12 protein-coding genes, 5 pseudogenes and 1 riboswitch are annotated in these 20740 nt (G+C 40.8%); of the genes and pseudogenes, 10 read left to right on the forward strand and 7 right to left on the reverse strand.

The features are described 5' to 3' along the window. Positions 1-129 precede the first annotated feature (129 nt). Complete coding sequence (locus tag ES017_RS13555; RefSeq protein ID WP_216367566.1) at positions 130-1044, forward strand: MFS transporter; 915 nt, start codon at positions 130-132, stop codon at positions 1042-1044. 142 nt (positions 1045-1186) lie between these two features. Here ES017_RS13555 and ES017_RS13560 read toward each other — a convergent pair whose 3' ends face one another. From ES017_RS13560 to tnpC (ES017_RS13570), 3 genes and pseudogenes are all read right to left on the reverse strand, one after another. Beyond that, positions 1187-1627: an acyl-CoA thioesterase gene (locus ES017_RS13560; protein WP_171335211.1), complete on the reverse strand. Its 441-nt coding sequence runs from the start codon at positions 1625-1627 to the stop codon at positions 1187-1189. Beyond that, a complete protein-coding gene (metE, locus tag ES017_RS13565) occupies positions 1618-3894 on the reverse strand; it encodes a 5-methyltetrahydropteroyltriglutamate--homocysteine S-methyltransferase (protein ID WP_171335212.1) in 2277 nt (758 codons plus the stop codon). Before metE ends, ES017_RS13560 begins: the two co-directional genes overlap by 10 nt. Positions 3895-4036: 142 nt before the next feature. Then, positions 4037-4226: riboswitch (cobalamin riboswitch) on the reverse strand. A 246-nt stretch (positions 4227-4472) separates the two neighbouring features. Next, positions 4473-5903: pseudogene (gene tnpC, locus ES017_RS13570) on the reverse strand (IS66 family transposase). A 92-nt stretch (positions 5904-5995) separates the two neighbouring features. Between tnpC (ES017_RS13570) and ES017_RS13575 the strand changes: the two are divergent. From ES017_RS13575 to ES017_RS13585, 3 genes are read left to right on the forward strand one after another with little or no spacing between them, the layout of a single operon-like run. Beyond that, entirely contained in the window at positions 5996-7135 is a 1140-nt protein-coding gene (locus ES017_RS13575) for an RHS repeat-associated core domain-containing protein (protein ID WP_021095926.1), read from the forward strand. Beyond that, positions 7090-7827, forward strand: coding sequence for a hypothetical protein (locus ES017_RS13580; RefSeq protein ID WP_171335213.1), 738 nt, complete (start codon positions 7090-7092; stop codon positions 7825-7827). The genes ES017_RS13575 and ES017_RS13580 overlap by 46 nt, the downstream gene beginning before the upstream one ends. A 17-nt stretch (positions 7828-7844) precedes the next feature. Continuing rightward, positions 7845-8300, forward strand: coding sequence for a hypothetical protein (locus tag ES017_RS13585; RefSeq protein ID WP_035063589.1), 456 nt, complete (start codon positions 7845-7847; stop codon positions 8298-8300). A gap of 174 nt (positions 8301-8474) precedes the next feature. Here the strand turns inward: ES017_RS13585 and ES017_RS13590 are convergent. The 4 genes and pseudogenes from ES017_RS13590 to ES017_RS13605 all read right to left on the reverse strand — a co-directional run bounded on the left by ES017_RS13590 (position 8475) and on the right by ES017_RS13605 (position 13437). Next, positions 8475-9663: pseudogene (locus tag ES017_RS13590) on the reverse strand (IS701 family transposase). A gap of 433 nt (positions 9664-10096) precedes the next feature. Beyond that, positions 10097-11412: pseudogene (gene tnpC, locus ES017_RS13595) on the reverse strand (IS66 family transposase). A 444-nt stretch (positions 11413-11856) separates the two neighbouring features. Then, a complete protein-coding gene (locus ES017_RS13600) occupies positions 11857-13179 on the reverse strand; it encodes an IS4 family transposase (RefSeq protein ID WP_171335214.1) in 1323 nt (440 codons plus the stop codon). Between the two features lie 51 nt (positions 13180-13230). Further along, the gene (locus ES017_RS13605) at positions 13231-13437 is read right to left on the reverse strand and encodes a UPF0236 family transposase-like protein (protein WP_042888589.1); all 207 of its coding nucleotides are present in this window, start codon (positions 13435-13437) and stop codon (positions 13231-13233) included. Positions 13438-13934: 497 nt separating this feature from the next. On the opposite strand from ES017_RS13605, the pseudogene ES017_RS16285 reads away from it, so the two are divergent. The 6 genes and pseudogenes from ES017_RS16285 to ES017_RS13635 all read left to right on the forward strand — a co-directional run. Beyond that, positions 13935-14285: pseudogene (locus tag ES017_RS16285) on the forward strand (pre-toxin TG domain-containing protein); the annotation flags it as partial. A gap of 9 nt (positions 14286-14294) precedes the next feature. Beyond that, complete coding sequence (locus tag ES017_RS13615) at positions 14295-14783, forward strand: SMI1/KNR4 family protein (protein WP_021096119.1); 489 nt, start codon at positions 14295-14297, stop codon at positions 14781-14783. Between the two features lie 417 nt (positions 14784-15200). Further along, positions 15201-15518, forward strand: a pseudogene (locus ES017_RS13620) (sensor histidine kinase); the annotation flags it as partial. 12 nt (positions 15519-15530) lie between these two features. Beyond that, a complete protein-coding gene (locus ES017_RS13625) occupies positions 15531-16157 on the forward strand; it encodes a response regulator transcription factor (RefSeq protein ID WP_171335215.1) in 627 nt (208 codons plus the stop codon). A 602-nt stretch (positions 16158-16759) separates the two neighbouring features. Continuing rightward, on the forward strand, positions 16760-17464 hold the full coding sequence (locus ES017_RS13630) for a hypothetical protein (RefSeq protein WP_021096122.1): 705 nt from the start codon (positions 16760-16762) through the stop codon (positions 17462-17464). Positions 17465-17542: 78 nt separating this feature from the next. Next, entirely contained in the window at positions 17543-20602 is a 3060-nt protein-coding gene (locus tag ES017_RS13635; RefSeq protein WP_171335216.1) for an amino acid adenylation domain-containing protein, read from the forward strand. Positions 20603-20740 lie beyond the last annotated feature (138 nt).

Here is a 20740-nt window from a genome sequence, read left to right on the forward strand (position 1 = left end):
AAAAGGACATCGCCCAGTCGATTACTCGGTTTGAACAACATGTCTTACAGCACCCAGATGAGGTGTTACGCCGCATCGGGTGTGCTGCATGAACCAGAGGTTAAAATGTCAATTTGGATGTATATAGCTATGATTATATGGGCTTTATCAGATGCACTCATCTCTGGATCACTTGAAACTTGGATGAGTAGAGTTGTAGGAGAAGAGAGATTCGGGAAAGAAGTAATGAAAAATACTCAAATACTCATTGCATTTATTGTTGTTGGTAGTATTATTAGTGGTTACCTATACTCTTATAATATGTTCTTACCATTTATTATCGTAGTAGCACTTTATACAATCTTGTTTATATGGATGTCAATTTTTGTTAAAGTACCTATTGTTAAAATTGAACACGAACAGGAACATATTAAGGAGTCATTTTTAAATATCTTAAAACAAAGTTTAAAAATAGTTTTTCATAAACGAAAAGTATTGTTAATTGTATTATCTGGATTCTTTACCGCTTTAACTTACGATATGGTATCAAGATATTGGCAGCCCTTACTCAATGAGATGGGTTTTTCTGAAACCGGACTAGGCTATATCTTTGCACTAGCAGGAATATTTGCTTTCATTCTCTTAGAAATAACAATGAAATTAGAGGAAAAAATAGAAACAAATCCATATATGTCTTTAACAATTGTAGAATCAGTCAGCCTACTATTAGTAGGAGTATTAACAATAGGTTTCAAACCGTTAGGGGCAATCGCAACTTCAATATTGTTAGCAGTTGAAGATGTTAGACATCCAATCGTTATTAGTTATTTAAATAAATTTTTCCCAGATAATTACAAAAATACTCTATTTTCTTTAAATTCAGGAGTTGGTGCCCTAGGAGAAATCTTATCTGGTGTTATCTTTGGAATTATTGCAGTAAAATTTGGACTAACAACAACATTTTTGGTAGCTGCCATTTTTCTATTCCCAGCAATTATTATTTACTGGGTAGTACCTAAAATCCATGATAAAACTCCTATTACTGTAGATGAGCAAATTCGCTAACATAAAAAATAAAAAAATAGACTTAAAGAGCCTGTTCGTCAAAATAATCACGATGATTCTCATATTATCGGCATTGGCATGGATAAACAAATGAATATAACCCATGACACTAGCTCTCAACTAGCGCCATGGGTATAAACATTTATACCTTATTGTTTTGCTGATACAGTTGTACGATTTGTTCCTCCTGTTCGCTAATGATGACTTTTGGAACAGGGATCGGTTTTTTGTTTTGATCGATGGCGACCATTGTTAAAAAGCATGTGGTTGTTAAGTGATGTTCGCCTGTAAATAAATCTTCTGTTTCGACTTTGACGAATACTTTCATGGATGTGCGTCCGGTCGAGTAGACGAATGATTCGAGTTTCAAAATATCGCCTACTTTCGCGGACGAAATGAAATCAACTTTGTCGATCGAAACGGTGACGACTGCTTTTCGTGCATGGCGCATGGCGGATATTGCCGCAATTTCATCAATATACGCTAAAACCGTACCGCCAAAAATTGTGCCGAGATGGTTCGTATCAGAAGGCAATACGAGCCGTGTTTGAATCGTTTTCGACTGCTCGACGCTCACTTCCATGCTTTCATCCCTCCGTAAGCCAAGAGTCGCTTGCGATATTCGTGTGCGGCTTCCACCATCGCCTTGAGTGCATCGATAGCTTCTTTTTCTTTTCGTGTTTTTAATCCACAATCGGGATTGACCCAAAATTGTTCTGGACGAAGAACGCGAAGTGCCCGTTCGATTTGCTCACTTATTTCTTCTTTTGTCGGAATGCGCGGACTATGAATGTCATACACCCCTAAGCCAATTTCCTTTTGATACTCATATGTCTCGAATGATGAAACAAGTTCACCGTGGCTTCGCGATGATTCAATGGAGATGACATCCGCGTCAAGTTCATCAATGATATGCATCATATGTTCAAACTGGGAATAGCACATATGTGTATGAATTTGCGTTTCCTCTTTCACCGATGAAGTAGCGAGGCGAAACGCCATAACGGCATCTTCCCAATATGATGCATGTTTCTCTTTTTTGAGCGGCAATCCTTCCCGTAACGCTGGCTCATCGACTTGAATGATGCGTATGCCTTCCTTTTCTAACTGCAATACTTCCTCACGAATGGCGAGGGCGAGCTGCATCAGCACATGTTTTCGTGAAATATCGTCGCGAACGAACGACCAGTTTAAAATGGTTACAGGACCTGTCAGCATTCCTTTGACAGGTTTATTCGTCAGCGACTGAGCATACACGGTTTCTTCTACGGTCATCGGTTGTTGGTAGGCAATATGGCTGAAAATAATAGGTGGACGAACACAACGCGATCCGTATGATTGCACCCAACCGTTTGTCGTGCATGCCATCCCTTGTAATTTTTCCCCGAAAAATTCAACCATGTCTGTGCGTTCAAATTCACCGTGAACAAGTACATCAAGTTGTAGCTGCTCTTGAATCTTGATCCATTTTGCAATTTCATTCTTTATAAACGACTTGTATTGCTTGTCGTTCCATTCGCCTTTTTTCCACTTCATTCGAGCTTGGCGCACGTCGTTTGTTTGCGGGAAGCTGCCAATCGTCGTTGTCGGCAAAAGTGGAAGCTGCAAATGTGCTTGTTGTGCTTTTTTTCTTTCGTTGTAAGGTGTTCCGCTTAACGGAACGGTAGTGATGTCGTTTGTTTGTTCTTGTTGTTTGCGGAACTTAGTGAAATAAGCGTTTGTTTGTTCATCGTATTTGATTAGCTCGTCGATTGTTGCGTTTCCTTTCATATGTTCTGTAAGTATACGTATCTCATCTAATTTCTCATCAGCGAAAGATAGCGTGCTGACAAGTTCCGTTGGCAAGGCATGTTCATGTTTTGTCGTGACAGGGACGTGCAGTAAGCTGCAAGACGGTTGAATGATGAGTTGTTCAGCAACGCCTGCTAAATGATGAAGGAGCGTTGCTTTTTGTGCAAGCGAGCTTTTCCATACATTGCGACCGTCTACAATCCCAGCAACTAATATTTTATCTTTTGGAAATCCGTGTATGTTTATATGTTTTACGTTTTCGCCATCGTCATGCACGAAATCAAGCCCAATGCCTGCGACAGGTAAAGCAACGATTTCACGATAATGCGATACGCTATCAAAATATGTTTGTAAAATAAGGTTTATATTTGGTACATCGCGATGAAAAACTTCATATACATCACGAAATGCATCGACTATGTCGTTATCTATATGTTGAACGAGAATCGGTTCATCGATTTGTACGAATGACACGCCCGCTTCGCTTAGTTGTTTGAATAATTCCACATAAACTGGAACTAACTGGGCGAGATGTTTACGCCACTCATTTCGTTCGTATTGTTTAGAAAGCAAAAGAAATGTAATCGGTCCAAGCAATACAGGTTTTGTTTCAATATGGAATGTTTCTTTTATTAGTTTGTATTCTTTTAATAGCCGATTTTCTACTAATTTCGGCTTCGTTTGCCCGATTTCAGGCACGATGTAATGGTAATTTGTATTAAACCATTTCGTCATTTCAAGCGCATGTTGTCCATTTGTGCCGCGTGCCATCGCAAAATATTGTTCGAGTGCATTGTCTATTTGTTGAAATCGCTCTGGAATATACCCGAACATAAATGCTGTATCTAACACGTGATCGTATAAAGAAAAATCTCCGATTGGAATGAGGTCGATTCCTTTCTCTACTTGTTTACGAATCGAATCAAGTCGAATGTGTTCCATCGTTTCTATGAATTGCTGTTCGTTGATTTGCCCATTCCAAAAAGATTCTAACGCTTTTTTCCATTCTCTTTTCTCACCAATGCGCGGATACCCTACATTTGAACTACGGATGAACAAGTTAAGCACCTCCAGTTATTTATATCCCCAATCAAGCGAAAAAGCCCTCTTCCAAACAGAAGGAGGGCATAGCTAGCTCGTATTGAGATACATGAAGTGCCTCAAGATCATATGTCCTCACTCCTCCCTATGACGCGTAGGTCGTAAGTGCATACAACAGGCAGGTCTCCTGACTTAGCTTCATCGCTGTTTATCTCCTTCCCATTTCGCATGAAACAGTGGATTGTGATAAACAGCTCTGCATCACAGTGGCGCGACCGTGTTGGATTTTCACCAAACTTCCCTTTTAAGATTCACAGCATCTGTGAACCACCTGTTGCGTGAACTTATTATGTTGTTGTATAAAATTCAGAATAAACGAACTTTTTGTTTTTTTCAACTGAAATATTTTTTTCATGTGGATGGTTTTGAGAGATGTAACGCCGTAGTTAATGGTTATATTTTTCTTTTAAGTTAATATTGATATTTTATTAGTAAATTCATATGAAAAAGTATTGATTTTTTGTAACTATTCACCCTAATGCTAGTGTGTAAAGAAGCCCAGCACAAAAAGGGCATTCCTTATCCACGAAAATGCCCTAGGTGGAAAGAATGTGGTCCATCGTTTCGCCTATCAACAGAAGACAGAACGAGTTCCAAACATGTTTGTCGTGTTTCATGAGCGTGGACACGATGCTTCGGGTGATGCAAAACGACTGGGCGAACGCTTCTTTGTGGAATGTGCTCGAAATGTTTTCTTTGACTTTCACCATGCGAAGATCTCGCTCGGCTTGGTTGTTGTCGAATGGAACGTGGGCTTCACGCAAAAAGCGCAACGCTTCTTCCTTTCGCTTTTAAAGCCGTCGAACAAAGGCGAGCGCTTTTTTCGGAAGAGGGGGACTTCCAATTGGCATTGTGCTTTCTCCACTATTCGGTCATACACCCGCTCCTAACGTGTCGCTTCTCCTCACAAAGAGCACCGCCATGTTGCTCGATAGCCTGTTTCGCCGTTAAGAGAAACGTGGTCATGTGCCTTCCCCATGCACGCCCTTGTTCCATCAACCCTTTCAAGTCACGCAAATGATGGACATGACAAAGTGCATGGGTGGCTTCCTTGTATCTCGGGTATGTGCCAAATGCATCATCGTCCCCTTATACCGAGGAAGAATCCCGATTTCATCGGTCGCTTTCTTGCCACGTGAGGCATGAGGGGCCAGATATGTATATGTGTGGGTACAGGCCACATGAACCCATGCCTTTTTTCCATCGATGCACAGACTCGTCTCATCGACATGCAAAAGGGCCGAATCAAGCAAAGCGGCTTCGATGATGTCCACATTCGGTTGAAGGGTGTCATGCCCTCGTTGGAGCATGTTGACAAGGAGCCCTGTGCTGATGGGGTGTTGATAGAGCTCTTCTATCATTTGGCTCAAACGCTTGTAGGGGATGAGTTGAATCTCATGCCTATACACCACAAATGCAGCGAGCCGTGGACCGTATGGTACATCGTTTGTTACATAGGGCGGAAACTCCGCTGGTTGAACCCTTTGGCAATGGGGGCATGATTTCACTTCACGTTCGTGTTGGGTCACTTCGATTATCATCAGAGGGAGATCGAATACTTGACGGATGTCGATTTTCAATGATTTCACCTCATGCAAAGACGCCCTACATCCTTGGCACGTCGTCACACGATGGACGACGCGATGATGCGGATGTTCGACTGGACGAAGCGTCGTGCCACGATGTCCCTCTTGTCCACCAGGCTTTTGGCCAGATGGCTCACAAGAAGAACGTGTTGGGTGAAACCGGTCAGAAGATGGGGCAAATGGCTATTGGAGCTGTTTTTTCGTGTGTGCTTCCAACTCTTGAATGCGATCCTTGAGTTGTTCATTCTCTTTACGTAGTTGTTTGATGTCTTGACGCAAGTGCTCATTTTCTTGAATGAGTTGATGAATGAGCTGTTTTTGTTGTTGGACTTTGACGATTAAGCTTTCAACCGTAAATACAGCTTGTTGTACCGTCAACATTCGATTCACCTCCTTGTCTATCATGATTCACATCATAGACAAACAAAACAAAAACTATTCAGCTCACTTTATGATGTGGCTGAATAGTTACTATGTATGAATACTATGTAGATGATTCGCTTGCAAAAGTAACGGCACCGGGGATTACAACTTCTTTTACTTACAATGGTGGGTCGAAAGTCTCTACAATCAAGGGTGTTAACATTAACGGCGCAACAGTGATTGATTACCAATACGGATATACGGATACGGAACAAATTGCACAAGTCACCGAAAAGGGGCAGGTTAAGAAAAAGTATACGTATGCTCCAAACGGCTATCTGGAAACAGTAGAAACAAACGGTACAAAGTTGAAATATACGTATGATTCTAACGGTAATATTGTAAAGGTCGAGAATTTAACAACTGGGAAACTAAAATCAGAATATACGTATATGACAGGAAATCGGATTAAGCAAAGAAAAGATTATAACGATCAAACTGGGGCGTTAATCCGTACAACTGACTATACGTTCCATCCTAATGGAATGCTGGCGAAGGCAATCACAGTGGAAGGCACAAAGAAAACCGTTATTGATTACGGGTACAATAGTGACGACCAGCTCATCAGCATTCGCACTACGGTAGATGGCAATGTGGTCAAGAATATCATTTACGAGTACGACCAAGATGGCAACCGTCTATCCAAAACCGTTGGCCATACACACTATCATTATCATAGAGACACAAACGGTGAAATTTTCACTATTACGAAACAGATAGACGGCGGACAAGATACTACTGCAAGTTTCTACAAGGATTCAGATGGAAACCTACTGAGCTTCCGATATAAGGATGCAGTATATTATTATCAGTTTAATGTACGGGGAGACGTTATTGCGTTAACGGATGCAGCAGGGAACATTGTTGCCTCTTACGATTATGACGAGTGGGGGAACGTGATCAGCATCACCGGAAACTTAGAGGTTGCGGAAGCCAACCCATATCGATATGTTGGAAAATACGGTGTATGGTACGATCCAGATTCCGGTATGTATGTAATGGGCTGGCGCGATTACGATCCAAAGACAGGCCGTTTTATTATTCCTGACGAATACGAAGGAGAAGAAACGGAACCGACTTCCTTGAACCGTTATTTATATGCTGACGGCGACCCCATCAACAATATCGACCCCCGGATGGCCACTTGCCGAAATGGTTACAGCGCGGCTGGAAGGCGACGAAAAAATTAGCGAAGAAAGGGTATAATATTGCGATCGGCGACGATATTCGGACGTTGAAAAGTCCAAAATCAAAATGGTACCATAAAGCTGGGGCTGCAGCGAGTATCGCCAGCAACTTTATTCCAGGTGCTGGAGCGGTGAAATGGGGCATAAAAGCCGTAAAATACGGCAAGAAAATGAAGAAAGCGAAAAAATTCGTTGCAGTATCCGTTAAGAAAACGAGGAAAAGCAAATTACAATCCAAGCGATACTCACAAACATGGGGTTATAAGCCGTCTGGTCATAGAAAATCAACACCTAGGAAGGGGACTCCTAGACTTACTAAACCAGCTTCAGGAGATAATATAGGAGTTAATTTACGTTCTAAGGGTACGGGTAATGTTTCTAAAGGGTGGAAAGTTGGTGACGATGTCTATAAGCCGACGTCAAAAGGTAACGAACCAGCATGGAACACAGTGAGATCAAGATTTTGGAAAAATGAAGCGACAAGCGCTGATGCAGTAGAAAAATATGGTGCAGAAAATGTGGCTAGGATGAAAAAAGGAAATGCTCCGCAAAGATATAACCCAGATAAGGGTGGGATGGAATCAATGGAGTTGAGTCATGAACCTATTCCAAAAAGAGATGGCGGAAAGGATTTTGTTCCAAGATGGCCACAAGACCATGCGAAAGTCGACCCATTTAGAAGACCTGGTTATTAAGGGAGTGATTAAAGACAATGAGTTTGGCTGATATGTTCATTAAAAATAAGGGTGAGGCAATAAATATTAATGGTAGCCTAGTTGTTATGTCACAAAGGCTAGAGGTTAAAACAGGTCAAGATGTCAAAATTGAATTTATTAGAAGTAAAAATGATTTTAGACAAGGCATTGAACTATCACTGGACAAAAGAAAGGGGTATATTGAAGTTGATAATCAAAAATTAAATTCACCCGTCTTTTGGAAAGATACAGCGCCATCAACTTTTATTTTCAAATGCTTCCCTAAAAAAGAAACGGGGCAACTGAATATATGGAACATATGGCAATATATTGATGATAGGGTTGATGCTTGGATTGGAAATGCAGGAATAGTAGTGGAACAAGAAGATAAAGATATCTTCCTTTTTCGTTGTAGCAGTGGTATTGGTGATATTGATTTTGACGACCTAGTTTTCAGACTAACTTTAATGTAATTAAATCTTTTTAACCCTCGAAGTGTATTCTTCGGGGTTCTTTTTTGGGAGATAGCTGAATGCTTGATAAACTTACGATATTGATGATTCAAAAGAAAAATTAAATAAATGACTCTAGATGAGCATTTTTCATTACAGTAAATTCCATTCCCTGAGAGACAAACAGGGTACCCCTTAGGCGACATGGAGCTGTTTTTTGATCACATCAATGGGAATATCTTGCTTTGCGGCGTCATAGATGAACTCGACGACGCTGTGTCCTTTCCGAGACCGAAGAAGCTCCAGTCCGGAAGAGATGTCTTGTTGGGATTCCGCGATGCTGTATACGCAGGCGAACAGCACCACGACCCAATACCGTTTCACCGCCCGAACGTGGCGAACACGGTACCCATCGAGCTTTAGCTGGTCTTTGGCCTGCCGGAAAAAGCATTCGATCGTCCAGCGCTGGGCGTAGTAACGCAAGATATCTTCGTCACTCAGCTCCCGGTCGGTGCTCAAGACGACATGGAGATGATCCGGCGTCATCGGTTGATCCGCCTTCCAAGCCAGCAGCACCACCGCGTCATCAAGACCGTTGAGCGCACCTTCGTAGCGGTAGACACGATAGCGCTCGTTCCCCACCGTGACGAAGCGGGTGTCTTGGGGCTCGATATAGCGGGCGAACTCCTTCGCTTGGACGGCGATGCCTTTCGGATAGAGAATTCGGTTCGTCTTGAGCATCGCGATGACATGGAATCCTTGTTTCAGGCAGGCTTCGATGAGCGTTTGGGACGGATACCATGAATCCATGAGCACATACACCGGCTGAGCCCCCTTCCCCTTGAGCGAGGAAAGCATCTCGATCGCTAGGTCGATTTTGCTTCTTCCCGCCGCCTTATCATAGAGACGAAACGCGAACGGGAATGCCTGAGTCATGGTGTGCACCATCAGCCAAACGAGCGAATGCCCCCATACTGATTGATGATCTTTGTGAGAGAAATGCCAGTCACACCCTTGAATGGCGCGGGCAGCCCGTGACGAAGGCTTCGTTTTTTGGCAAATGGTATCATCCATCGAAACAAAAAGGGGTTGATTCTCCCGTTTGGCTAGGCGTTCGATCTGGCGAAGAACCCACTCTTGAAGCTTCTCAAGCAGTTTTTCCTCGTTCCAAGGGCTTTTCGTGAAAAAAGTGGCTCAGTGTCGTTCGATGATTCGGGTGAAAACTCCAGTACTGGACATCGGTCAATGTCCCTGAAAATCCCTTGGTAGTCAAGGCATCGACAAGATGAACGAGATGCTTGATGACCGGTTTCGACAAATAAAGCGCCAACCCCAACGTCATGAAAAACTTGTGGATTCCTTGATGATGTGCTAATCTATTCATGAGACATGAACCTCCTTGTGGGTAGTTGGTGGTACATCTATTCTAACCAAGGAATCGGGTTCATGTCTCCTTTTTTGTTTGGTTGTAAATTTATGTTAGAAAATTTGCTCATCTACAGTAAGGTATTTAACAATAAATTGAAAACCTTGACTGGCTATATGCCTTTCAAGGTTCTTTTTATTATTAATGGTTTCGCTCTTAAAATAATTGAACATTAACTTCAGAACTCATGATGGTTATACCTACATGGAGTTTTGGCTGATATGCATACTAAAGAGACGGATAGCATTAATACCCTTCGAACATAGTTTAAAACACGAAAGAACGCATTCTCGCGGCGAGAAAGTGGAGATAAACAGTATCCATTCAGCCCAATACTAGCGAGATTTTCAGAATCCAGCACCAATAGGGCATTTCCGGTATCGAAAATGCCCTAGGAGGAGTGGAGAATCGTTTGGAGAGACTCCCCACTTAGAAGTCTTTGCAACGATTCCCACACCGGCTTTCCGTGTTTTTACAGGGTAGAAATGACGCTGCGAATGGTGCAGAAAGCCTCCGCATCGTCTTCCTGGCGAAACGTTCCAGAAATTTTTGGTTTGACTTTCACCATCCGTAAATCGCGCTCGGCTTGGTTGTTGTCAAACGGCACTTCTTTCTTTCGCAGGAAGAGAAGCGCTTCTTGCTTTCGCTTTTCTAGGCGCTGAATGAACTTTTGCGCGTTGCGGACGCCGTCATGCTTGCCTTGTTGGCAACGTTCATCAAGTTCTCGCCGCCCATTCGAAAGAAGCTCGTCGTACACGGCTTCCCAATGCCGGACTCCCTCTTCCGGCAAGGCTCCGCCCGCTTTCTCCACCGCCTGTTTCATCTCCAACAGGGCTTCGGCCCTCTCTTTCGACCAAGAGTGATGGTAAAGCTCGGCATATTCCCGAAGCTCCCGAAGATGATGGGCGTGGCAAAGGGCATGACTCGCCTCCGTATACATCGGATATACGGCATACGCATCATGTACCATCGTTCCTTTGTACCGTGGCAAGATTCCGATGTCATCCGTTGCTTGCTTGCCACGCGAGCGATGAAGCCCGTATCGGGTTTCCTTGGAAGTGGAAGCCACATGCACCGATTGGTTCTTTCCATTCACACGCAGGCTTGTTTCATCGACGTGCAACGCGTGGGAGGTGAGCAACGTTGCCTCGATCTCTTCGAGCGTACATGATTGGTGACATAGAAAGGGAACTCCGCCTGCTGGACAAGTCGGTATTCTGGACAACGCTTGATTTCCCGTTCATGTTGAGTCACTTCCATTCGAACCACAGGGAGGTCGAACACTTGGCGAATGTCTACTCGAAAAGGAACGACCCCTTCCAACGAATGACCACATCCTTCGCATTGGGTCACGCGGTGAATGACTCGATGGTCAGGATTGGGTACTTGGCGGAGCGTCGTTCCTTGGTGCCCTAGCTGTCCTCCCGGCCGTTTCTCGGACGTTTGGCGAGAAGGAGATTTTGCTACAAACCGGTCAGAGGACGGCGGTAAATGGCTGTTGGTACTGTTTTTTTTCGTACGGGCTTCTAATTCTGCAATACGTGTTTTTAATTGTTGGTTTTCTTGTCGAAGCCGTTGGTTTTCTTGACGTAGTTGTTCATTTTCTTTGATGAGTTTTTCAATCGTTTGTGCTTGCTGTTCGATTTTTGCCACCATGCTTTCCAGTGTGAAGACCGCTTTCTGGAAATCAAAAACAGCGTTGGCCATCATGTTCACCTCCCTTGTCTTGGATGGTACTAGTATAGACAAGGAGAGCGAGAATAAACCCAATCTCGTAAACTTTTTCTACGTAGGGGTTGAATAGTTACCTCTCATCCTGCTCCTATGTGCGATTCTCGTTTTTTTAAATTCCTCTTAATCCTTTCAACGCTTGATACAGCGGAGTGCCTGATGACTGCATGCGAGGTTACCTCTCACGACTTCTTGGACACGCGAGGTCGCTTGCTGGATGCTCTTTTTCACAGTGCTTGGTTTGGCGGCTTTTTCCGGATTATCGGAGGGTTGCCCCATACCCGTCAAGTTTAGTGTTAAGGGTCGTTGTGTCCATACGCAATGTTTGTGGTCATTAGCTGAAGAAAAAGAATACCACATGTTTTAGGCATGCCAAATAACCCTCTTGGAGAGGGATATTTGGCGTTTTTATGAATCAAATCAATAAATACCCAATTTAACCAAGAGATCCAATGCCGTTTCTTTCCCTTTCCTTCGATCCTTTCTTCCATGTTTTCTCAATAGAAGGAGGAGAGAAGAAAGGCTGATTTCTTCCTTGGATAGGCGCAAAAGCAGTTGTTGCCAATAGGATTGGAGAACATCTAGTGCTTTCCGTTCGCTAATTTGAATCCCTTCTGTTTGTTGCCAATACGTTCGAGCTTGAAACAGAAAGGTCTGAGTCACCAAAATGACAATCAACGTCCCATATACATGGCATTCGAACCGTTCTTTCTTCATCTTTTTCACTTTCTCCAAATCAAAAACGGACTTCCACGCTTTAAACAGCAGTTCAATTTGCCACCGCAAAGAATAAACCTGTTGCCCATCAAACGACTCTTGTGGTAAATTAGTCAGTAAGATGTGGTATTTCTTTTGTTCGAGGGTTTGGCGTGCCAGCGCCTTCCCTTTTCTTTTTTCCTTTTTTCGCACATACGCCATCCGTTTTTGCCATTCTTCTTCCGTCAGACGTCGAAAAATCAAGCGTGGGATATACAAACGCTCATGCCCGATGTATACATGTTCCATTTCTACTGATTCCCCTTCCTTTAATTGATTCCCAAGAGATTCCCAATCCCATTCCTTCCACTGGCTATTCTCTTTGATATACACTTTCATATCGGAACGGAGCCGAGTAATATAATACGCTCCTCGGGCGTCGATCTCGGTTAGTGCGGCAACGGAGAAAAAGCCCAAATCCCGAATACATAGGTCATTCGGCAAAATCGTGTGCTGGGCATGATGGGCAAAACGGGCGTCCGAGTCATTGGCCGATTGAACGCATAGTTGAAGACAGGCACCAGACAACAAGTCATATTCAAACTGAATTTTCGCTCCTGATGAGACGGAACCTCGGTAGTCCTCCCCGTAGTCGGCAGGAACCAAAAAACTGGTCGAGTCCAAAATCCGCAAGCGAGTAAAACACGTCCGGTAGGTTTGGATGGTGGACCAAAGCAACGGGCGTTGTCGTTGGAGGAGAAGGAAAAACACTTCTCGCAAAAACGCCACGGCTCGCTCGGTAAAGCGCTGATTCAATCCTTCACTGGACAGGGAACAGTCATGGCGGAGCGTGAGAGACGTACATAACCGTTGGAGTGATTGTTGCGCCAGTGAGCCATCTCCCCATGCACAAAGAGTCAAAAATGCTTCTGCCGTTAATGCTCGTTTTCGTTGGATAAATCCTGTTTCTTGAGCAAGATGAGTCAATGTCTCAGGCGAGAAAAGTTGGCGGATGGTTTTCATCCATGCTTGCATTTGATTTTCCATAGAAAAAATCCTTTCTAACGAAGAGTATTCGCTAGAAAGGATACCATGTTTTTAACGGTGTATAAAGGCCCAAATTCTTAACTTGATGGCTATGGAGGGTTGCCCCTTCCCTTTTCGTGTCTGGAGAACAAGCCCGTCTTTCCATGCCACCAACGACTCGATCAACTTCTTGAATCCTCGTTCACTCCAGCTTCGCCCATTCTTCAATCGTTGCGCAAACACATGCATCGTCTCTTCCGCGCTTCCTATCGGTCGCATGCCTGTGGTGTCGCTGTAACTTGAACCGCTATTTATATGCCGACGGCGACCCCGTCAACAATATCGACCCGGATGGCCACCTGCCGAAATGGTTACAGCGCGGCTGGAAGGCGACGAAAAAGTTCGCGAAGAAAGGGTATAATATTGCGATCGGCGAAGATATTCGGACGTTGAAAAGTCCAAAATCAAAATGGTACCATAAAGCTGGGGCTGCAGCGAGTATCGCCAGCAACTTTATTCCAGGTGCCGGAGCGGTGAAATGGGGCATAAAAGCCGTAAAATACGGCAAGAAAATGAAGAAATCGAAAAAATTCGTTGCAGTATCCGTTAAGAAAACGAGGAAAAGCAAATTACAATCCAAGCGATACTCACAAACATGGGGTTATAAGCCGTCTGGTCATAGAAAATCAACACCTAGGAAGGGGACTCCTAGACTTACTAAACCAGCTTCAGGAGATAATATAGGAGTTAATTTACGTTCTAAGGGTACGGGTAATGTTAGACCGTATGATGTCGTACCGTATCGTCCAAGCAATGCACCACTAGAAAATCACCATGGTATATTAGATGTCTGGGCTAAGCATAATGTACCAAACTATGTAAGTAGAGGTGCTGATACTCCTACAGTTGCTTTGACAAAAGCACAACATGATGCCACAAAAGCAGTATATAGACAATGGTTATACGAAAAAACCGGTAAAAAAGTTGGAGGAAAATTAGATTGGAAAACAGTTTCGCCGAGAGAAATGCAACAATTAACAGAGAGAATGTTCGATGCTGCTGGTGTTCCCCAGTCTACTAGAAGAGAGTATTATCGTGCATTTCATCAATATATTTATCGGGAGTAGTGAAGAAAAATGAGGATTGAGAATTTAATTAATAAAATAAAAAATTTAGGGGATTGTGTAGTTTATCCTCCAGCTGGTATTCCAAATGTAAGTACATCGCATATTTTACCTGATGATGTGTATAAGTTTTATGAGTTATGTGGGGGGGCGCTTTTATTTGAAAAGGCTGATTATTCCATTTTAATAGTCCCTCCTCAGGATTTTCAGTTAGCTAACCCTATTATTGTAGGGGAGTTATGTGAAGAAGATATTTCATCCGATTGGTATATCTGTGCAACGGATAGAAATGGAGAGTACATTACGATTGATTTGAATCCGGGTAGGCTCGGTAGGTGCTATGACAGCTTTTATGATAGGCATGGGGTGGTAGGAGAGTGTTCTATTATAGCGACTTCTTTTACCGATTTATTAGAACGATTGATAGAAAATAGAGGTAGACATTGGTACTGGCTACAAGAAGATTTTATACCGTTAGGTGATGCTTACGATGATTTTTAAAGCCATTTTTGAGAAAGGATGCTTCTCAGGATTCCTCTCCGGATTTAAAAAATTATATAAGGTATTTAACAATAAATTGAAAACCTTGACTGGCTATATGCCTTTCAAGGTTCTTTTTATTATTAATGGTTTCGCTCTTAAAATAATTGAACATTAACTTCAGAACTCATGATGGTTATACCTACATTGTTCCATTGCACAAATCTCCGGTTTGAAATTACTCACAGCAAAAAGAGCCGCTTTGTTTTATTGCGGCTCTTTGTTATGAAGGGATGCTTCCATTTCTTTTGATAATCAGCACTTGCGCATTTTCATCCACTCCTATTTTATGGTTATTATACCTCCTTCGCATAAGAATTGAAACGACTTTCATCATTATAAAAATACGCCTTGAGTCGTAGTTGAAAATATAGCTGGATGAAGTGGAAAATAGAAGATGTGACGCTCGACCGTGGGGTGGAAGATCATTTATTTCGTATTTTACAAGAATCGGTGTCTAATACGCTTCGTCATGCGAAAGCAAACATGTTAGAGGTGTTGTTGCTTGAGCGAGATGGGTTTGTCATTTTGCGTGTGTCGGATAATGGAGTCGGCTTTGATGTCGAACGGACGAAAAGTGGCTCTTATGGCTTACAACATATGTACGAACGAGCGACTGAAATCGGTGGGACGTTAAAAATCGTTAGCATAAAAATTAAAGGAACTCGGCTAGAAGTGAAAGTACCGCTTGTGTAGGGAGGAAGCAAGGTGATTAAAGTATTGCTTGTCGATGACCATGAAATGGTGCGGCTTGGTGTTTCTGCGTATTTATCTGCCCAACCGGATATGGAAGTTGTCGGGGAAGCAGAAAGCGGAGAAAAAGGGGTTGAACTTGCGCTTCAACTTCGCCCGGATATTATTTTAATGGATTTAGTGATGGAGCCGATGGACGGCATTGAGGCGACGAAACAAATTATCAGCGCTTGGCCAGACGCAAAAATTATGATTGTCACAAGTTTTTTAGACGATGATAAAGTATATCCAGCGATTGAAGCGGGGGCAGTCAGTTATATGTTAAAAACGTCGAAAGCAAGCGAAATTGCGAATGCGATTCGTGCCACGTTTCATGGGCAATCGGTATTCGAACCAGAAGTAACGGGAAAAATGATGAACAGCATGCGGAAACAATCGCTTCCACACGAACAACTAACGAGTCGCGAGATGGAAGTGTTGTTATTCATTGCACAAGGAAAAACGAATCAAGAAATTGCCGAGGAGCTGTTTATTTCGTTAAAAACGGTCAAAGTCCACGTCAGCAATATTTTGGCGAAACTAGATGTCCAAGATCGGACGCAAGCGGTCATTTATGCGTTTAAACATGGGTTGGTTAAATAACGCTCGCTTTTATGGCGAGATTTTTTTATTTTTTTGCTTTACATTGACGTTACGTAAACGTTTATAGTGAAATTGGGTATTGTCAGAAAATCTATGAAAAGTCGTCATGGGACACCTTTTTAAGGAAAATAAAGGGGATAGTGGAATCGGATTCGCCCTTGACTAACACTCGCCAAAGGAGAAAAACGGTGAGTAAGGGCAAGGGCAGAAAAGAAGGGCATAGGAAAGTAGCTCTTGCCCAATACTAATTTTACCTTTGGCGAGGTTCGGATGGTCAAGGGTTCGCTCCATCGAATCCGTCCTTAGGATGTTGCTTGTTGGGACAACATCTCTTGCGCCATGACGATCCGCAGGCATATGATGAGAAATCGACAACCCGTGAACGTCTTTCATGATCCTCGCTGTTTTCCGCGCGAAGAGCCCATAGTTGACTTGATGAAAGGTCATTCACGTCGTTCTCCCTTATCGTATCAACGGTTTGCGATCATTGTAAAGATGTTTTGCCACGGATTTAGGATTGATTTTTTTTTTTTTTTTGTTATAGTTTTACATAAAGTGGATTTGAATATAAATTTTTTGAATAAAAGGGAGACAGAGGGGTTATGTTAACTAACGAAAACAAGAACTTGCTAATGAAAATAAAGGACATTTTGATTCAAGAAGTTCCTAAAACGACCGATATTATACAAATATATAGATTGTTACAGGATAATAATTACTCGGAATACAAGTGTAGTGTACTAAAAGAACCTCGTTGGGTCGATGATGCATTTATTGTAAAAATTTCAGATAGTAACTCATCGGACTTTACGTTGAAAATTCACTACGATAAGTATCCTATGGCATCACATGTTTATAATTCTCCTCATTTGCTCAGCAAGCTGGAGCGGTGTTTGTTTTCAACCACTATTGTTGAAACATTTATTATACCCAATGGTCACTTAAATAACATAAGGTTTGTCTTTTATGAATATATTGACGGTACTCCGCTAGATAAACTGGTTGTAGGTGCATCAGGGGAGATGATAGCTACGTATAGGGAATTACTAAAAGAATGTGTAGAAAATTTATTTAAAATTGGCTTTAATCCTTTCATTAGGGATTTGGGAGATTTTATTTTAGTGGAGGAGTCAGGAATTCAAAGGGTTATACTGACAGATTATAACACACTTGTTGATTGTTCTAATTCACATAGTCGCGCTAGGGAGGAGATTATGGATATTATAGAGTATATTATTTACAAAACTGTTTCATCGGATTATAAGCCATTTATCTCAGAAAGGCCAACGATGTTTCAGCTAGATTAACAGATGTTGTTGTGCGTTAAAAACATATTTTTCATTTATAGGAATAAAAATAATTATTAGTTTAGGAGCGTGATTTGTTTGGGCAATGTTTTAGCAAAATTCAAAGAGAGAGTTTCACAAATACCTGAAGCTACAGCTATTATATATGAAGGTCAGAAAATGACTTATAAACAATTAGATGAACTATCATCAAAGTTGGCAAACTATTTATATAAAAACAATTACAGTGAAAATACCTTTATCCCAATTTATATGCCTCCATGTCCTGAAATGATCGTAAGCATTTTGGGAGTGTTAAAGGTAGGTGCTGCTTATCTACCTATATCTACAGAATATCCAGTTCTTCGCATTAATATGCTATTGGAAGACTCTAATAGCAAAATCATTCTGAAAAATACGAATGATTTGTTAAATGTGAACGTGAAACAAATTCATGTTAGAAATATTATTACTTCAGATTACTCAGACTCATTTGATGAAAAAAAGGGCGAATTCGCTTATTTAATGTATACCTCTGGAAGTACAGGGAAGCCAAAGGGTGTTAAAGTTACGCATTCGAATTTAGAATATATACTAAATAACATGCAGAAATACTATCCGATTTCTAGAAGTGACAAGTATATTTTATCAACCCCATTTACCTTCGATGTTTCGGTTGTTGAAATCTTTGGTTGGATCTACGGTGGGGGAGCTTTAGTAATACCGACACAAGAGAACTCACGTAATTTTAGAAAACTGGCCCATTTAATAGAAGTTCATAAAGTAACGCATATAGCACTTTCGCCTGCGATTTTAAATTTGATGCTAGATAAATTAAATGAGGATGATATTGATAAATTAGATAGAAACTTGAAATATTTAATGGTAGCAGGTGAAGAGTTCAAAGCTTCCCTTGCCCATAAAGCTATTAAGTATTTAAAAAATGTTTGTATTGAAAATCTATATGGTCCAACTGAATGTACAGTATATGCAACGCGTTATAGAATTGATCATGACTTTAATCGTTCAACTGTTCCGATTGGGAAGGAACTTGACGGGGTGCAAATTAAAATTTTAGACTCTAACGGAATTGAGGTGCCGATAGGTGTTCAGGGGGAAATGTACATTTCTGGTAATGGGGTTGCTGAAGGATATTTAAACTTACCTACTATCAATAATGAGAAATTCCTATTTATAGATGGAGGGAAATATTATAAAACAGGGGATTATGCGAAAAGATTAAAAGATGGAAACATAGAGTTTATAGGAAGGAAAGATTATCAGGTTCAAATAAATGGGATTCGAGTAGAGCTGGGGGAGATCGAAGATATTATTTTAAAAGAAATAAAAGAAATAAACATGGTTAAGGTGTTATATGAAAACAATAAACTTTATTGCTTTTATCAAGCGAAAAAAGCAATCGTACCCGACGATATAAAGAAGATTTTGAAAAACTTTTTGCCGTCATATATGATTCCAAACTTTTATAAACAGATAGATGAATTTCCGCTAACGATTAACAGAAAAATAGATACGAAGGCGCTTATGTCTTATCATGATGATGCTGATATGATACACAATGTTATTCAAAATGATGTTAGTGATACGCAGCAGAAAATCTTAAGTATATTTAGAGAAACTTTACATGTAGATAGCATTTCTTTATATGATAGCTTTTTTGATTTAGGCGGAGATTCATTAGATGTCATCTCTGTCATTATAGAGCTAGAGAATTATTACAACATTAACTTAGATGAATCTGTGTTATATAACCACCAGAATGTTAGTGAACTGGCAGGTTATATAGAAAAGAGGTTAGAGCAGGAAAATGAAGTAACTAAGCAGTTTCAAAAGACGGCTGAAGATATTAACATCGATCATATAAAATCGCAAATCTCTAGCTCATACTATAAGAACAATAAATCGATAGGTACAATAGAGAAAGTTTATCCAGTATATTATCATCAAAAGAATTACATTAAAGACAACTTTAATAGTGCCATTGACATCAAAATTGACGTGAAAAAAGATTTTCAATTGGAAAGGGTTATTCAAGCATGTAAGGATATCATTTTATCTAATGAACTATTAAGGTCTGTCATTTCTCTGGAGAGTGAACAAGTTGTATTTAAACAGGTTAAATTAGATATGGATAGCTATGAAATACCGTTATTTGACCTATCTGAATATTCTTATGATAGCGCAACCTTACTCGTTGACGAAATGACGAAGACTATGGCAGAAGTCGTCTTAAAAAGTCCTTTGGATGAGCTACTATATACCGTTGCGATCTTTGAATTGCAACAAAAGTACATTGTAGTGTTTGTGTTATCCCACAACATTGCAGATTTATCTAACAAACACATTTTGATTAAACAATTTATGGATTTATTAAACGGTCATAAATTAGGAAATAGATTAGAATATAAAGATTTCATAGATTTCATGGAGAGCAAAAACAAATTAGCGTACATCAGTAATTGTGATTACACAAAAAAACTTTTAAAAGTCAATGACAATAGAGTGAAAGTACAAAGCAGTGACGATTTGTTATTATTGAAGTTTCATTTTGATAACAAACTGAGAACAACATTCGACATAATAGATAAAATGAATTATATAAGTACTCAGATTCTATCTAGGGTTATTGGACAAAAAGAGTTCATCTATCAAACAATCGTTAACATAAGGAAATATAAAGATTTAGACTTCAGTAACTGTATTGGTGATTATCATACTTCGATGGTTCTTCTGGGAAAACCAGAGGAAACATTTGAGGAATTTAAAGATAGAATGGAAGAAGTTTATTCCATGTATAGAGATGGATTCAACCCAATTTATCTGTTTGCAAAAGGTTTTCCAAATATGAGCGAAACCCACAAAGATTTATACCGTCTCTACGGTGTCAATCCTATTGCTAAGACAAACTACTTAGGAACAATTAAAAATGAACAATTAAATGTTATGTTTGATTCATTAGAAGAGACGAGAAAAAACTTAAGTACTTTAAGAGATAATCCGTTTTTTATAACTTCTTTTTCAACAAAAGACTATATCTATATCGCGTTTTTAAACAAACCAGCTAACTTAGATGAAAAAATATATAAAGACCTTGATGTATGCGAAGAACGCATCTTTACTAGTACTTTAGATCAGTAATGAAGAAAAAATAATTTAACTTTGCCTGTTTAAAGAATGGTTGTCTCATCCTCAAAAACAGGCAGAGCTCATAACATTCTAGTGAAAATCCAGTCCTTTTTATTTACTTGCAATTGGGAAGTTTAACTTTATTTTTTC

Source organism: Anoxybacillus sp. EFIL, from assembly GCF_013096955.1.
Classification (GTDB): domain Bacteria; phylum Bacillota; class Bacilli; order Bacillales; family Anoxybacillaceae; genus Anoxybacillus; species Anoxybacillus ayderensis.

Bases quoted from the DNA above. Each gene is read 5' to 3' on its own strand.
- ES017_RS13555 (WP_216367566.1), top strand. From the start codon at position 130: ATGATTATATGGGCTTTATCAGATGCACTCATCTCTGGATCACTTGAA.
- ES017_RS13560 (WP_171335211.1), bottom strand. From the start codon at position 1,627: ATGGAAGTGAGCGTCGAGCAGTCGAAAACGATTCAAACACGGCTCGTA.
- ES017_RS13575 (WP_021095926.1), top strand. From the start codon at position 5,996: ATGTATGAATACTATGTAGATGATTCGCTTGCAAAAGTAACGGCACCG.
- ES017_RS13585 (WP_035063589.1), top strand. From the start codon at position 7,845: ATGAGTTTGGCTGATATGTTCATTAAAAATAAGGGTGAGGCAATAAAT.
- ES017_RS13600 (WP_171335214.1), bottom strand. From the start codon at position 13,179: ATGGAAAATCAAATGCAAGCATGGATGAAAACCATCCGCCAACTTTTC.
- ES017_RS13605 (WP_042888589.1), bottom strand. From the start codon at position 13,437: ATGCGACCGATAGGAAGCGCGGAAGAGACGATGCATGTGTTTGCGCAA.
- ES017_RS13615 (WP_021096119.1), top strand. From the start codon at position 14,295: ATGAGGATTGAGAATTTAATTAATAAAATAAAAAATTTAGGGGATTGT.
- ES017_RS13630 (WP_021096122.1), top strand. From the start codon at position 16,760: ATGTTAACTAACGAAAACAAGAACTTGCTAATGAAAATAAAGGACATT.